This is a genomic window from Parasphingorhabdus sp. (genome assembly GCF_039977335.1).
Taxonomy (GTDB): Bacteria; Pseudomonadota; Alphaproteobacteria; order Sphingomonadales; family Sphingomonadaceae; genus Parasphingorhabdus.
Genome location: NZ_JBDWDI010000004.1, coordinates 1,201,182 through 1,216,337, shown reverse-complemented (window position 1 = coordinate 1,216,337; position 15,156 = coordinate 1,201,182). Strand labels below are relative to the sequence as shown.

14 protein-coding genes are annotated in these 15,156 nt (G+C 54.7%); 8 read left to right on the top strand and 6 right to left on the bottom strand.

What is annotated here, in order from left to right; all coding sequences use genetic code 11:
- Nucleotides 1-3: 3 nt before the first annotated feature.
- From ABJM21_RS13140 to ABJM21_RS13130, 3 genes are all read left to right on the top strand, one after another.
- Complete coding sequence (locus tag ABJM21_RS13140; RefSeq protein WP_348300446.1) at nucleotides 4-1,068, top strand: potassium channel family protein; 1,065 nt, start codon at nucleotides 4-6, stop codon at nucleotides 1,066-1,068.
- Between the two features lie 84 nt (nucleotides 1,069-1,152).
- Nucleotides 1,153-1,878: an alpha/beta hydrolase gene (locus tag ABJM21_RS13135; RefSeq protein WP_348300445.1), complete on the top strand. Its 726-nt coding sequence runs from the start codon at nucleotides 1,153-1,155 to the stop codon at nucleotides 1,876-1,878.
- Nucleotides 1,879-1,937: 59 nt separating this feature from the next.
- Nucleotides 1,938-2,834, top strand: a complete 897-nt coding sequence (locus ABJM21_RS13130) for a phytanoyl-CoA dioxygenase family protein (protein WP_348300444.1) — start codon at nucleotides 1,938-1,940, stop codon at nucleotides 2,832-2,834.
- A 15-nt stretch (nucleotides 2,835-2,849) separates the two neighbouring features.
- On the opposite strand, the gene ABJM21_RS13125 is transcribed toward ABJM21_RS13130, so the two are convergent.
- Together ABJM21_RS13125 and ABJM21_RS13120 are read right to left on the bottom strand one after the other, a co-directional pair.
- Nucleotides 2,850-3,257 carry a DUF1761 domain-containing protein gene (locus ABJM21_RS13125; protein WP_348300443.1) on the bottom strand — a complete coding sequence of 136 codons (408 nt, stop codon included), beginning with the start codon at nucleotides 3,255-3,257 and terminating at the stop codon, nucleotides 2,850-2,852.
- A 40-nt stretch (nucleotides 3,258-3,297) separates the two neighbouring features.
- The gene (locus ABJM21_RS13120) at nucleotides 3,298-3,654 is read right to left on the bottom strand and encodes a hypothetical protein (protein ID WP_348300441.1); all 357 of its coding nucleotides are present in this window, start codon (nucleotides 3,652-3,654) and stop codon (nucleotides 3,298-3,300) included.
- A 210-nt stretch (nucleotides 3,655-3,864) separates the two neighbouring features.
- Here ABJM21_RS13120 and rimO point away from each other — a divergent pair, with 210 nt between their 5' ends.
- Nucleotides 3,865-5,232 carry a 30S ribosomal protein S12 methylthiotransferase RimO gene (gene rimO, locus ABJM21_RS13115; protein ID WP_348300901.1) on the top strand — a complete coding sequence of 456 codons (1,368 nt, stop codon included), beginning with the start codon at nucleotides 3,865-3,867 and terminating at the stop codon, nucleotides 5,230-5,232.
- A gap of 72 nt (nucleotides 5,233-5,304) precedes the next feature.
- Here the strand turns inward: rimO and ABJM21_RS13110 are convergent, their stop codons facing one another.
- The 3 genes from ABJM21_RS13110 to ABJM21_RS13100 all read right to left on the bottom strand — a co-directional run bounded on the left by ABJM21_RS13110 (nucleotide 5,305) and on the right by ABJM21_RS13100 (nucleotide 7,056).
- Nucleotides 5,305-5,895, bottom strand: coding sequence for a PEPxxWA-CTERM sorting domain-containing protein (locus tag ABJM21_RS13110; RefSeq protein WP_348300439.1), 591 nt, complete (start codon nucleotides 5,893-5,895; stop codon nucleotides 5,305-5,307).
- A 173-nt stretch (nucleotides 5,896-6,068) separates the two neighbouring features.
- Nucleotides 6,069-6,584: a DUF1993 domain-containing protein gene (locus ABJM21_RS13105; protein WP_348300437.1), complete on the bottom strand. Its 516-nt coding sequence runs from the start codon at nucleotides 6,582-6,584 to the stop codon at nucleotides 6,069-6,071.
- 46 nt (nucleotides 6,585-6,630) lie between these two features.
- A complete protein-coding gene (locus ABJM21_RS13100) occupies nucleotides 6,631-7,056 on the bottom strand; it encodes an MAPEG family protein (protein ID WP_348300436.1) in 426 nt (141 codons plus the stop codon).
- Nucleotides 7,057-7,203: 147 nt separating this feature from the next.
- Between ABJM21_RS13100 and ABJM21_RS13095 the strand changes: the two genes are divergently transcribed.
- The 4 genes from ABJM21_RS13095 to ABJM21_RS13080 all read left to right on the top strand — a co-directional run bounded on the left by ABJM21_RS13095 (nucleotide 7,204) and on the right by ABJM21_RS13080 (nucleotide 12,527).
- The gene (locus ABJM21_RS13095; RefSeq protein ID WP_348300435.1) at nucleotides 7,204-8,160 is read left to right on the top strand and encodes a LysR family transcriptional regulator; all 957 of its coding nucleotides are present in this window, start codon (nucleotides 7,204-7,206) and stop codon (nucleotides 8,158-8,160) included.
- 116 nt (nucleotides 8,161-8,276) lie between these two features.
- Nucleotides 8,277-9,137 carry a GGDEF domain-containing protein gene (locus ABJM21_RS13090; protein ID WP_348300434.1) on the top strand — a complete coding sequence of 287 codons (861 nt, stop codon included), beginning with the start codon at nucleotides 8,277-8,279 and terminating at the stop codon, nucleotides 9,135-9,137.
- 92 nt (nucleotides 9,138-9,229) lie between these two features.
- On the top strand, nucleotides 9,230-12,040 hold the full coding sequence (gene polA / locus ABJM21_RS13085) for a DNA polymerase I (protein WP_348300433.1): 2,811 nt from the start codon (nucleotides 9,230-9,232) through the stop codon (nucleotides 12,038-12,040).
- A gap of 145 nt (nucleotides 12,041-12,185) precedes the next feature.
- A complete protein-coding gene (locus tag ABJM21_RS13080) occupies nucleotides 12,186-12,527 on the top strand; it encodes a hypothetical protein (RefSeq protein ID WP_348300432.1) in 342 nt (113 codons plus the stop codon).
- Between the two features lie 320 nt (nucleotides 12,528-12,847).
- On the opposite strand, the gene ABJM21_RS13075 is transcribed toward ABJM21_RS13080, so the two are convergent.
- On the bottom strand, nucleotides 12,848-14,962 hold the full coding sequence (locus ABJM21_RS13075; RefSeq protein ID WP_348300431.1) for a hypothetical protein: 2,115 nt from the start codon (nucleotides 14,960-14,962) through the stop codon (nucleotides 12,848-12,850).
- Nucleotides 14,963-15,156: the final 194 nt, after the last annotated feature.

The window sequence follows — 15,156 nt, the reverse complement described above, 5'->3', positions numbered from 1 at the left end:
CCTATGGCCCGGCGCTCTTCCCGCAATATTTCCGATTATCTGACGCTGCGCCGTCAATCGAGCCTGCCGGTTTGGCTCGACATTGCCTGGCGCGTGGCGTTCGTATTGGGACTGATTGGTATGGCTGTCGCGGTGCACTGGTTCGACCGCAACGGTTTGCAGGACAGTTATGACGGGGACGTCAGTTTTCTCGATGTCGTCTATTTCACGATGATCTCGATAACGACGACGGGCTATGGGGATATCGCCCCTGTTACGGAGCGCGCGCGCATGTTCGATGCGCTGGTCGTGACTCCCATTCGCATCTTCGTTGTGCTTATATTTGTCGGCACGGCTTATAATTTCGTATTCAAAAGAACCTGGGATAATTGGCGCATGAAAATCATCCAGAATAATTTGCACGATCACATCGTGATCGCCGGTTTCGGAACCAGCGGCAAGGAAGCGGTGCAGGAATTGATCGCGCGCGGAACCAATCCAGCAGAAATCGTCGTCGTCGATCCGTTTGACGAAGCATTGGCACAGGCCGAGAAGCTGGGCTGTGCGGTGATTAATGGCGATGCCACCCGTGACGTGACGCTGATGAACGTCAAGATATCGCGGGCGCGCTCGATGATTGTCTCGGCGGGGCGCGATGATACCAGCATCCTAATCGTGCTGACTGCGCGCCATCTCGCCTATCATCTGCCGATCAGCGTATCTGTACGCGCGGCGGACAACGAATTGCTGGCGCGGCAAGCCGGAGCGACCACGGTGATCAATCCGGTGAGCTTTGCCGGGCTGTTGCTTGCCGGTAGCTGTGAGGGTGCGAAAATATCCGATTATCTCAGCGATTTGGCGTCGGCGACCGGACGAGTCAAACTGGTCCAGCGCCCGGTTGAAGACAACGAAGTCGGCATGGCGATGAAAGACATTGTCAAAGAGGGGCTCGGCGTCCGTATCTATCGTGAGAATAATATGTACGGATTTTGGGAAGAAGAAGCCAAAAAGCTGGAGGCTGGCGATATTATCGTGGAGATCATGCCCGGCAATGGCTCTGGTAACCGTCCTGCCGAGGAAGAAGCATAAGCGAGTAGAGCCGCCTATGTTGCACCTGCGAACAAACCTGCTATGACATCTGCAAGATAGCTGTTTTTCTGCAGGATAAGTGCCATGACACAAACCAATGCGATACCGATGCCAAGCGGCCTGCGTCCGCCGAACCGGTTGGCGCAATTTAGCGAACTGGCGCTGCCGCTCGATTTTGTGCACTTTGGTTTGCAATGGCCGCGGGTTGTTACCGCGCCCAAAGGTGACGGGCGTCCGATATTCTTGATTCCTGGTTATGGCGGTAGCGAATTGTCGATGGGGCCGTTAAAAGCCTTTTTGACCAGGCTGGATTATGATGTATCCGATTGGGGGCTGGGCAGGAACCAGGGTTCGGTTAATCGCGATATCGCACGGTTTACCGCCGTTGCCGAAGAACAATATTATAGCAATGACCGGGAGCCGCTGACGTTGATCGGCTGGTCACTTGGAGGGATTATTGCGCGCGAAGTCGCTCGGCTATCTCCTGATCTGGTCCGCGAAGTCATCACCATGGGCACGCCGATTATCGGCGGTCCGAAATATACGACGCCCGGTCAGCGCTATGCGAAATCGGCGCAGATCAATCTGGATAGCTTCGAAAAAGAAGTGCATGCACGTAACAGCATTGGGTTCAGCCAGCCGCTGACGGTGCTCTATTCCAACCGTGATGGCATTGTCGGTCCGGATATCGCCAAGGATATCTACAATCCCCAAGCCCGTAATATCAGAGTCGATGGCGGGCATCTGGGGCTTGGTTTCAATCCCAAAGTGTGGCGGATTATCGCTGATACGCTGGCAGGACGGGCGTGACCGCCTACACCTTGTAACCGGACAAAATTCAGCATATCCTCCTGCGCAGGAGAGAAAATATGCCGCAATTACAACGCCTATCCGCCACCAGTGATCCGGAAAAGCTGGCGCAGGTTTTACGCGATGATGGCGCCGCGATAGTCGAAGATGTCCTTGATGCCGCGGCTTTGGAAAGGCTAAAATCCGAAATCATGCCCTATGTCGAGGCCACTGAGCTGGGGCGGGATGATTTTACCGGGCGCAATACGACGCGGACCGGTGCGCTGGTAGCGCGGTCCGAAGCGTGCCGCGATCTTGTCATGCATGATTTAATCTTGGGCGGTGCCAATGCCTTTTTGAAACCCTTTTGCGAGCGGGTGCAGCTTCACCTAACGCAGCTGATCCGTATTCAGCCAGGACAGGTCAAGCAACCGCTTCACCGCGACCGGCTGGCCTGGGGCGGCTTTCTGCAAGATAGTATCGAGCCGCAGTTTAACACGATCTGGGCGGTTACAGATTTTACGCAGGAAAATGGCGCGACGCAGGTTGTACCCGGTTCGAACAAATGGGAAGCAGGCCGCGATGCCAAGCCCGATGAAGTCCAATATGCCGAGATGAAAGCCGGTTCTGTTCTCGTCTATTCGGGATCAGTCATTCATAGTGGCGGCGCCAATGAGGCCGATCATGATCGGATGGGGCTTAATATCACCTATGCACTTGGCTGGTTGCGGCAAGAGGAGAATCAATATCTCTCCTGCCCGCCGCATATCGCAAAGGATTTCGATCCGGCACTACGGGATCTGCTCGGCTATTGTATGGGCAGCTATGCGCTTGGATACTATACGCCGCCTACTGGTCCGGGCGACGGTCCCGAGGTGGTGCCACCGGAGTTTCTCTTCTCCGGCAAGGTGACCGACTGGAGCGACGGTGACGATCTTTATAAAAGTGTCAGTCGGCGCTCCAGCGAAACGGTGTAGTTGTCTAGAGCAACCCTAGCCTAGCCAGGCGTGGACAGCGCCCATGGCCGCATAGAATAGCAGCCAATAGCCGGCATCGATAAAGAATAGGGTTTTGCTTTTCTGCGAGAACAAATAATTGGTACCGATCGCCGGAATAATAAAACCCAGCGCGATCCCAGTCGACATCATCATCTTGATCGCAAATGGCGGCTGGCCGAGCCGGAAAAACATATGCGCAAGCATGGCCGAGGCGACGAGGCTGAACGCAAAGGCACCACCATAGATCAAGCCCATATTGCCGCCCTGTATCTCTTCTTCGGTCAGACCGACCGCGCCCATCCATTTCTTGCCCATGATCGGTCCGTACCAAATACCGCCGACCAGAAATCCGCATGCCGCTGCCAAGATGATAGCTAGCCAGTTTACCTCCAATAAATTCATGATTTCCCTCCCAGAAAATTGCTAGTTACATCGATATACATCAATTCCAGTGGAGTTGGAAAGTTTCCCCGATTTCGGCGGCTATCCACTGCTTTGCAAAAGCGCTGATCGATGAGCGGATTGTGTCTATCTGGTCATCAGACAGCTCTGGCGGATCTATGTGAGACGACTGGCAGGCAGCGCTAAATACGTCGCGCAGCGTCTGATAATCACTGGGCTCGCTCCACATGTCCGCTTCGAAACATTCTACCAGCCGCTCGGCCTGCAGCAACTCGACGATGTGGGCATCAGGCGTGGCGGCGCGGACAGAGCTGGCATGGCCCGCCTGTTTGACGATATGCTGGATATCCTCCGGGTGGGTTCCACCAGCGACATGGCCCCAGAAACCTGCGCGCATCTCTAGTTCCCGTTCAACATGAAAGTGGACGGCATCGTGCGGAATGATTCCCTTTTTGGGGAATGTGGTTTGCTCAACCGAACCATCCTGCCGCTCGATCTTTATCCAGTCGCGATCCGTTCCTTTGGTGATGCTGATGATCATGTGATTGAAATAGAGACGGACATTATCGATGACAAGCGCGCACAATGGGACTATGCGGCGTTGCATATGGCAACTGCAATTCCTTCTCCGCCCAAAGTCGGCATGGTATCCCTTGGCTGTCCCAAGGCGCTCGTCGATAGTGAACGCATTTTGACGCAGTTGCGTTCTGATGGCTATCAGATGTCGGCGGACTATGCCGGCGCGGATGTGGTGCTGGTCAATACCTGCGGTTTTCTTGACAGCGCCAAGGAAGAGTCACTCGAGGCGATCGGTGAAGCGATGGCCGAAAATGGCCGCGTGATTGTCACCGGTTGCATGGGCAATGAAGCCGAAGCCATCCGTGCCCGTTTCCCAGATGTGCTGGCCGTAACCGGCGCCCACCAATATGAAGATGTGGTCGGTGCCGTCCATGAAGCTGCACCGGCAGCACGCGGTGCTTTTGTTGATCTGGTACCGGACGCAGGTTTGAAATTGACGCCGCGCCATTATAGCTATTTGAAGATTTCCGAAGGCTGCAACCATCGTTGTTCCTTCTGTATTATTCCATCGCTACGCGGCGATCTGGTATCGCGGCGACCCGATGCGATCCTGCGTGAGGCTGAAAAGCTGGTTGCCAATGGCACCAAGGAATTGCTGGTTATCAGCCAGGACACCTCGGCATATGGTGTCGATATCAAGCATAAGCCGCAAATCTGGAACGGCCCGATAGGGCAGGGCCGCGAAGTGCGCGCGCATATGACCGATCTGGCGGTGGCGCTGGGCGAACTCGGCGTATGGACGCGGCTCCATTATGTCTATCCCTATCCGCATGTCGACAAGGTCATACCGCTGATGGCCGAGGGAAAGATCACGCCCTATCTCGACATCCCGTTCCAGCATGCTGCGCCCAATGTCCTGAAACGAATGAAGCGCCCGGCTAATGAAGCCAAAGTGCTGCAGCGGGTGAAAAGCTGGCGCGACATTTGTCCCGACCTCACCATCCGTTCAACCTTCGTGGTTGGTTTTCCGGGAGAGACGGAAGAGGACTTCCAGTATCTGCTCGACTGGCTTGACGAAGCGCAGCTCGACCGCGTCGGTGGCTTTCGCTTTGAACCGGTCGAAGGCGCCGCGGCCAATACCCTAGACGGCGCTGTACCCGAGGAGGTCAAGGAAGACCGCTTCCAACGCCTAATGGAAAAAACCGCTGCGATCAGTGCCGCGCGACTGCAGGCCAAGGTGGGCCGCACGCTGCCCGTCATCATTGACGAAATCGGCGAGCCTGATGAGGATGGCGACATCGGTGCAACCGCACGATCGCAGGCCGATGCGCCGGAAATCGATGGCAACGTCTTCCTGCGTAATGTGAGCGGGGATGTCGCAGTCGGCGATATTATCGACGCTGAGATTGAAGAAGCCGATGCGCATGATCTGTTCGGGGCTCCGGTAAACGACTGAAGCCAAAGCCATAAAAAACCCCGCTGGATCGGCACCAGCGGGGTTTTTCAAACTTGTTCGGTCAAAAAACGCTTAAGCGTAGCTGACTTTGACGTTGGCTTTACGGTTGCGACGAAGCGCGCCGCCAATGGCACCAAAGCCAAAGATCATGAAGGCCCATGTTGCAGGCTCTGGAACCGCGCCCGCGCTAGCGAAACGCACGACCAGCGATTCTGCGGTGTTGCTAGAGCCGGGTTGGCCAGCCCAAGGTGCGCCGCTGAATCGATCGCAGCCAGAGCCCAAGCCTTCGCAAAAATCGACATGGAAAAATGAGTTGTTGAAATAAGGGGACGCAACAGCACCCGCCATATTTAAAGCCGAATCCGTAAATTGGAATGTGGCACCGGAGACTGGATCACTCCCGCCCAGGGGCACATTGGCGCCATCAAACAGAAACTGTCCGGCCGTCGGTGCGTTGGCCAGCTCTTCTGCCGTTGGTAGCCGCCAACCGAACTGACTCTGGAAACCGAGATCAACAATCCCAGGCAGAGGCGCGGCCCATGCCCAATCAAGACCGCCGACTGTGATATAAGCGTTGTCTGGCACTTCCATGTCGACCAGTGCAGCATTGGCTGTTCCACTGATCAGCAGTGTCGCCGCCGTGGCGAGTAATAGTTTTTTCATTCTGTAATCCCGTTAATCTTTGCGAAACAGCTTTGCCGCCGCGGATGATGCGAACCCTAACAAAGCGTTAACATGATTCACAGGTTTGAGCAATCTGTAGCCTAGGGCCAGCGTTTATGTGTCAAATTGGGACATAGTTCATTGCAGCACATGATGAACCGCAAGGTCTTCCCTTACATGCCCATATAATCCTTTTTGCCCACGGCCACGCCCTGCATGCGCAGCAGGTTATAAGCAGTCGTGACATGGAAAAACAGGTTTGGGAGGAAGAAGCTCAGAACATAGCTTTGGCCGTCAATATCCATCGTCTGGTCAGGACCAATGGGCATGGAAATTTGCAGGCTGTCATTGCCGTCAATCACGGCATCATCTGCCCCGGCAACGGTCTCGGCGCACTCGGCTATGCGTGCGATCAAGGCGTCAAACGTGTCGCCTTCCATGGGCAGGTTGGGCAGGTCATCGGTCGCAACGCCGGACATGCGCGCTGCTCCGCGGACGGCAAATTCGGTGATCATCTGCACTTGCCATTTCATGTCATTCATGTCGGGAAACAGGCGGTTGCTCATATAGGCTTCGTCGGTTGTTTCGGTTGCCTCTGCATGGGCCTTGGCTTTTTCCAAGATATTGGTCAGTCCGCGAAAAGCCTGGGCGGTGGAGGATTTGAAGATGTGGGAGAGGGCTGTGGTCATTAGGGATCCTTGCTGGTGTCATTCATGATGTTGATATTGGGGGCTATCACATGAGATTGAAAAGAAGAAAACCACCCAGCGCAAGAAAACTGAGCAACGTACCGAAAGCGCCGATGATCCGTGCGAGAACAAATATTTTGCCTCCTTCCGCACCCTGTGACCCGGCTTCGGTAGAAAGGGCAATCGCGTGGGAGAAGCGCGCAACCAAAAAGCCAATGGCGATGATCATAATCGTGGAGGACGGGACAACGGTCATCTCTGCAATGGCCAGTACAGCAACGAAAAGTCCTGCATTTTCAGCCAGATTGCCATGACGTCTGATTTTCCGCTCCATCACGGGGTCGCCGCCGGTACCCAGGTTAATCCCTGCTTTACCGCGATGCAGGCCAGTAAGGACCATTAGTAAGGCTTGCAGGATGATCAATATGCCGCCTGCATAAGCGGAAATAATCGGTACAGTAATATCGGGCATATTGGAATTCTCCTGTTTTCCTGCTTGTACGGGTGTCTACCGTTATCGGCCGTCTAAAGCGCGACCGTTATCCTTTGCTATCGGCTAAAAAAAGCAAAGTCCAAGAGAGTATATGCACATTGATGGTGCAAAAATGAGCCATGCCTTTTGCTCGAATTTCCGCTAGCGTTGACCGGTAGCAGGATAGGTGACGGCGTGGATAAGGATATGGACTGGGAAGATATCAAAACGTTTCGGGAGGTGATGACAGGCGGTACGGTGAGAGCGGCCGCGAAATCCCTGAATGTTCATCACAGTACTGTCAGTCGGCGGATTGAACATTTGGAAAAGGCGCTCAACGTGACCTTGTTTGAACGTCGGCCTGAAGGATATTTTCCGACGTCTGCCGGTGAAGATCTTGCTCGCGCCGCCGGTATATTTGCCGATGATCTGGTAACGGTGGAACGCCATATTGCCGGACGGGATAATGAACTGACCGGGACAATCCGGGTGACGATGGCAGAGCCATTTGCGACGTCGATGTTTGCCTCTCGGCTGCCTGAATTCTGTGATGCCTATCCCGGTTTGGAGCTTGAAATATTGACCAGCTATGACTTGCTTGATGTCGCACGGCGAGAGGCGGATGTCGCTATTCGCATGGACAATAATCCGCCCGATACTTTGGTCGGAAAAAGACTGTTTGCTTATACCACGTCGATCTATGCTCATCCCGATTATCTGGCGCGTCACGATTTGGTGAATCATCCTGAACGGGCACGCTGGCTGGGCTGGACCGACCGCGAAAGCCGGTTTCCGGACTGGACACAGGATACCGAATTTGCCCGTGTTCCTGTTTGGGGTAATTTCGCCAGTATTTCGCTGCAGATCGAAATGGCGCGGGCGGCCATGGGGCTGGTGATGATCCCCTGTATCGCCGGTGATAGTACGCCCGACCTGGTGCGGGCGACGAAGCGTGAGCCGACTCCGTCGCGGGACATCTGGATATTGACTCATGACGACCTGCGCCGAACGGCCCGAGTGCGAGCATTTATGGATTTTGCTGAAATGGTGCTGCGCGACAATAAAGCGATGCTGACAGGACAGTTATCAGATACGGTAAATTGACACGGACCTGTTAACCAGTTTTCGCAAAACCGGACTGAAAACAAGGGATTTTTTCGATACTCCCTTAACCATAAAATTGCACAGGCCCGCAATCTATCGGCTTTATGATGAACGTCATGAACGACGTAATCTCGAACATGGCTGGAGTAATCGCGAAACTATCTCCGACGCGTCAGGCGGGTATGATGTCAGCAGCGGAAGTGCTGTTGGCCTTTGCGGTGACGGCGCTCATCTATCTGACGATCTTTGGCGTTGATGATAATTTTTGGAACGTCATGACGCTGGCATTCATCGTGCCGTGGGTCATCTGCATCCCTGCCAATCTGTTTGTCACCAGACAGCGCAAGCAGCTGATCGACATGGCCGACAAGCTGCAAGAAACGCAGGAAGAATTGCAGCGGGTGAACAAGGATCTGCAACGCCGGGCCAGTATTGATGGCTTGACGGGGCTTGCCAATCGCGAACATTTCATCAAACTTTTTGATGAACGGCGGATGGCATCGGAAAATAATATCCTGATGATTGTCGATGCGGATCATTTCAAAAATATAAATGACGGCTATGGGCACCCGGTTGGTGACAAGGCGTTGATCCTGCTATCTTCTGTGTTCAAATCGATCCTGCGTAAGGGGGATCTGGTTGGCCGCATTGGCGGTGAGGAATTTGGTGTTCTTCTGCCCAATACTTCTGAGGCGGAAGGCGAAATTATCGGCGAAATGATCCGCCATGAAATTGAGAATACGCTGTTTGAACCGCAAGAGGGTGTACCGCACCGGATCACGGTCAGCATCGGCTTAACCGGGGTTTCGCCTTTTGAGCAAAGGGCCTTGCCAATGCGAAATGCCGACAGCGCCTTGTTTGAAGCCAAGCGGCGGGGCCGGAACCAATGTGTGCTTTATACACCGGGTATGCGTGAAAAACCCCGACCCTTTTATGAAGCGGGAAATGTGCAAGGTCCGATCCCGATGCGTGTCTGATCAGGATTTGGTAATTGCCGAAAAATAATCTCCGAATTTTTGCTATAAATTAGTCATGACGGGCACCGCCGCCGCTGCTAGTGCTTGTCTCTATGACAGACACTGATTCCGGCACGCAAAAACATCTCTATCTGGTCGACGGTTCGGCCTATATTTTCAGGGCCTATCACCGCCTGCCGCCGCTTACCAATATTCATGGTGAGCCAGTGGGGGCGGTTTACGGATATACCACCATGCTTTGGAAACTGGCGGACGAGCTGCATAAGGCCGACGGCCCGACCCATATGGCGGTGGTGCTAGACAAGTCATCGCAAAGTTTCCGCAACGAATTGTACAGCGAATATAAGGCGCATCGCCCGGAACCACCGGAGGACCTGCGCCCGCAATTCCCGATGATCCGTGATGCGACGCGCGCCTTTTCGCTGCCGCTGATTGAGGAAGAAAATGTCGAGGCCGACGACATGATCGCGAGCTATACCAAGGCAGCGGTCGCCGAAGGCTGGAAGGTCACGATTGTTTCGTCCGACAAGGATCTGATGCAGCTGATCGAGCCATCGGATGACAGCCGCGTTGACATGCTCGACACGATGAAAAATGTCCGCATGGGCAAAGCAACCGTTGAAGAAAAATTCGGTGTTGGTCCGGAAAAGCTGGGCGATGTGCTCGGCCTGATGGGCGACAGCGCGGACAATATTCCCGGCGTTCCCGGCATTGGTCCGAAAACCGCGTCCAAATTGATCAACGAATATGGCGATATCGAAGCGGTTCTTGCCGCTGCGCCGGATATGAAAAAGTCCAAGATGAAGGAAAATATTCTCGAGAATATTGAACAGGCGCGTCTGTCGCGGGTGCTGGTGACACTGAAAGAAGATTGCCCCTTGCCCGATACGCTCGATAGTTTCCTGCTGCAGGATATTCCCGATGGTCCTTTGCGGGAATTTCTGAGTCATCACGGGTTTAACTCGCTGCTCAAGAAACTGGGCGGCGGACAGGCGGAGCCGCAAAATCCCGATGTGGATGGTGGTATCGGCAATAGCGCTCCAGTCGCAGCGGCGAAACCGGTTGAAGCGCCGGAGATTGATCGCAGTGCATATGAATGTGTGCAGGATCTGGAGACGCTCGAGAAATGGATTGATCGGGCGCGCGCCAAGGGCGTGTTGGCGGTTGATGTCGAGACGGATAGCCTGGAGAGCGTCACCGCGCGGGTCGTGGGTGTCTGTATGGCGACCGGTCCCAATGAGGCTTGCTACATTCCGCTCGGCCATGGCAGCGGCGACATGTTCGCGGAATCGCCCAAGCAGATTGCGACCGAAGAAGCTTTGGCGCGCCTGAAACCATTGCTTGAGGACGACGCGGTGCTGAAGGTCGGACAGAATCTCAAATATGACATGACCGTGCTGGCCCAGCATGACATTAAAATCTCCCCGTTTGACGACACTTTGGTGATGAGTTTCAATCTCGACGCGGGCCTGCACGGGCACGGGATGGACGAGCTTAGCAAGCTGCATCTCGGCCATGAATGTATCAGCTTCAAATCGCTAACCGGCACGGGCAAGAAAGCGATCACCTTTGCCGAAGTACCGCTCGACAAAGCGACCGAATATGCTGCCGAAGATGCCGACGTGACCCTGCGCCTTTGGGAGATATTGCGTCTGCGTATGGCACCGGAACAGGCGACGCGCGTCTATCAGATGGTCGACCGTCCGCTGGTCCCAGTGATCGCCAAGATGGAACAAACCGGCGTGCTGGTCGACCGCGAGGAACTGGCGCGGCTGTCGCAAAGCTTTGCCGAGAATATGGAAAGTTTGGAGAAAGAAATTCACGACCTCGCGGGCGAGCCCTTTGCCATTGGTAGCCCCAAGCAACTGGGCGAAATCCTGTTCGGCAAGCTTGGCCTGAAAGGTGGCAAGAAAGGCAAGAGCGGTCAATACTCGACCGATGTGACCGTGCTCGAACGGCTCGCTGGCGATGGCGAACCGATTGCGCAAAAAGTCGTCAATTGGCGGCAATTGTCGAAGCTGAAATCCACCTATACCGACGCGCTGCAGGAGCAGATTAACCTGAAAACCGGCCGCGTGCACACAAGCTATTCTCTCAGCGGCGCGCAGACCGGGCGACTGTCCTCGACCGAACCCAATCTGCAAAACATCCCGATCCGCACCGAAATCGGCCGCCAAATTCGTCAGGCCTTTGTGGCGGCACCGGGTAATGTGATCCTTGCCGCCGACTATAGCCAGATTGAGCTGCGCCTCGCCGCACATATTGCCGATGTCGATACGCTGAAGGCTGCCTTTGCAGCGGGCGAGGATATCCATAATCGCACGGCACAGGAACTGTTCGGCATGGTCGATCGCGATACACGTGGCCGCGCCAAGACAATCAATTTTGCCATTCTCTATGGTATCTCCCGCTGGGGTCTCGCCAAGCGTCTGGAAGTCGATGCCGATGAGGCGCAGCAGATGATCGAGACCTATTTCGAACGCTTCCCCGGCATCAACCGCTATATTTCCGAAACCCTGCAAGCGGCGCGGGAAAGCGGTTACACGGAAACACTGTTCGGCCGCAAAACCTGGTTCGAGCGCCTGAAATCCGCTAACCAAACCGAGCGCCAAGGCAGCGAACGCGCCGCGATCAACGCCCCGATACAGGGCACCAGCGCCGACATTATCAAACGCGCCATGGCCCGCATGCTCCCCGCGCTGGCCGAGGCAGGCCTGCCTAAGGTCAAGATGCTGATGCAGGTCCACGACGAACTGGTCTTCGAACTGCCCGAAAGCGATGTTGCGGCGTCGTCCGACGTCATCCGCACGGTCATGTCCGGCGCGGCGGAACCGGCGGTGAAATTATCCGTGCCGCTGGATGTCGATATCGGAACCGGCAAGAGCTGGGATGAAGCACATTAGGCGGTGTCCGCTGTTCACGCGTGAAACTACAATCGGGCACATTATTCTTCCATCGATGCCAAATCTCCGATACTAACTATCTCTTCAGCAAAAGTCGCGAGAGCGAGAAAGCGAAGTTTTGTTCGTATAGAAAAGGTAACGACCGATGAAGAGAACATTGATTTCTGCCACATTGTTAGCATTGGTTGCCAGTTCTACAGTTGCATTAGCTTCTGGTTCGACTGGCCGCGGTACCGCTGGCAACGATTGGGGCACGACAGTCAGGAAAGGCAATAACAGCCTTATCTCAAATGAGAATCGTCTGGTAAGCCAAGGCCGCGCGCAAGTGCGCCGGTACATCACCTGTAAAAGCTGTGAGTATCATAACAAGCTCAATCGCGAAACAGCGCCTGAAGTTGCTCAGGCCGTGCGCGCTGGTCGCTTTGAGATCAAAGGCAATCGCCGTAACGCCGTGCTCGCCTATATCAAAAAACGCTACGGCATCTGATTAAAATCACTAGATGAACCCGAAATAGAGATTTCCAGCCCAACCATCGCAACATGGCATTGGCGCAGAGGCATGCGTCGCGAGAACGGAGTGTAACTGCGGAAGCCACGAATATAAGGGGGGCGTCGAGGTGGCTTTATATTGGATCAGCAAGGGCGAATGGATGGGTCGCCAGTCGATATCCAAATAACGATTGATGTGACCGTGAATGTCCGCTTTCGGGATGAAGCGGACATATTTTAATTTCGGCCAGCCCCCAAAAGAAAACAGGCCGGATCGCTCCGGCCTGCTCCCCTGTTATTCTGTGAACGTGACGACATTCACAAAATCATTTGTTCCCCAGGGACATGGCGGAGCCACCATTCCTGATTGGAAATCTGTTTGCCATCGCGGTCGATGATAGTCAGCGTCGGCGCGGCATCGGCCTGTCCGTTGATTGAGATGAAATCACCGTCAAAGCTGGTGAAGGTTGTCTCCATCGGATCGCCATAAGTTGGTGCCTGTTCCAGCAAGATGCCAACTGCAACGCGCTCACCCATGCGCAGGCTGTCATAATAGTCGGAGTAGAAATGCACCCCGGCCATATTCCGGCCAATCGAGATATTCGCCGCCAGCTTGTCGAGTTCGCCTTGAATGGTCAGCGTGCCGCTAAATTTGCTGTCCTGCACCAGGCGATTGCCATTGGCATTGGGGACATAGGCGATGGGGGATCCATCTGGCTCAACTAGCGGCCGTTCAACGCCGCTGTCATGGCTTTCGAACATCTCGAAAAACGCTTTAACCATGGTGACACAGCCGCCCGCCACCGTCGCATGACCAGCACCATAAGCGGGATGCATGGGCGATCCTTCGGGGAAGGCCATCGGTAGCAGTAGGTTGCAATCGTCGAAATTGCTGAACGGGGCGGCTCCGCCGGCGCAATCGGTCAGGCGCATGTCATTCATTGCCGTCTCATTTTGCGCTTCATTATGGGCAATGATTGCGGCTTTCAAAGCGTTCGGCAGCTCATCATGCATTTTTTCAATTGGTGCCTGCGCATCCCCTAATTTGGCTCCGCTGCCGCATTCAACCAGCGCCATGCGGCCGCCCATCAGTTCGGGACGTGCTCGGCGATGATAGTTGAACTTCTCCCTGCGCACCGCTTTCAGGCAGCGCGTTGCCACTTCGGTGACCAGTGAAAGAACATGCGGTCCGCCAAAGGTTGCAAAAGCGGTCCGTCTGGCTGATCCACCGCCATCGCGGAAGCCCGGTTCGGGGAAACCTTTGGATGCCGGCACGCCCATGGAGTCGATGATCAGCACCGCGTTGAGATAAGCTTCGTAAAGCGCGTCAAAATGCACATAGGTCGACAGGTCGCGGGGCGTTGTGATGAACCGGCGCTTTTCTTCAAACAGATCCGCGCCCTTGAAGTTCGCGCCATTTTGTACGTCGAGCCAGCTGGGCCAGTCGGTCATATGGTCCAGGCAGGATTTATGAACTGTCGTACGCTGATCGATGGAAAGGCTGCCATAGCGGACGAAGCCGTCCTGCAAATCATAGCCTGCGCTCTTGCCGGGGAAGCTCGCTGCGCCGCCACCAGGGCCAGCGAGGCCAACATTGCCGATCAGCATAAACTGCGACAGATAGGGCCCGACCAGCGCTCCCTTGGTCGATCCGCGAAATACGGTCTGGGTGGTCAGCGCTGCGGTGAAAGGGTCGCCGTCATCCTGAGTTCGGGCAAAACGCCGATCCCGTTCAAAATTGTTCAATCCGCTGTCATCGACATAGGCCGGTGTGGACGATGTAACCAAGCCCGCCGTGCTATCGCCAGCGAAAAAAGGCATGCTGTTTAGTGCATCCACAACCTGGACCGATGTCAACTGCGCGTCGCTATCGCCTTCACAAAGTTGTTTTGCACTGTCACCCGAGCAAATATCGGTAAATGGCACATCGCGCAGAATGGCTAGACCATAAACCTCTGCAAGCTCCGCCGCTTTTTCGGATGAACCAACGCGCGGAGCAGGAGCCATGCCGACACTGTCTGCATCGGGGCCCTGCAACTCATAGACATGCCCGGCGCGCGGGCTTTCCCAGCCGCGCCATTCGGGAGCATTGCCGTTGTAGGTGCACAGGAAGGTAGAGCTGCCAAGCTCGGTAGCGCGGTCGGTGGCGTCCTTGACATGATTTTCAAACAGGTTGGTGTCGACGCTGTTTATTGCTTCGACAAATGTGCGATAATCGTCGCCAAAACTGAGAATGCCAAATTCATCATGATGCAGTCCTTTGGTAAAGTTGGTGGGAAATTTGGAGCCAGCATAATCCAGCTCTTCGGCATTATTGCGCGAAGCGGCATGTGGTCGGGTTTGCGAAATTTTGGCTGCCAGTTCGCGAAGCTCTTTTGCTTTGCGTGCGCGTTCAGAGCCATTGGGGCAGGGTACACTATGGGGTATTTTCACTTTTACATCTCCGTGGATATAGAAAATGCGACCTAAAGCAGTGTCCTGTTTCTTGGGGGAGGATCGCTGCTCGTGGAGATGCAAATACAACTAAGACAATCCCGCCATATTGGATGAATCGGACATGCAAGCCTTTGGAAACACGGCGAATTTATCCTATTCGAAGGCTAAGTGGATGAGAATATTATGATTAT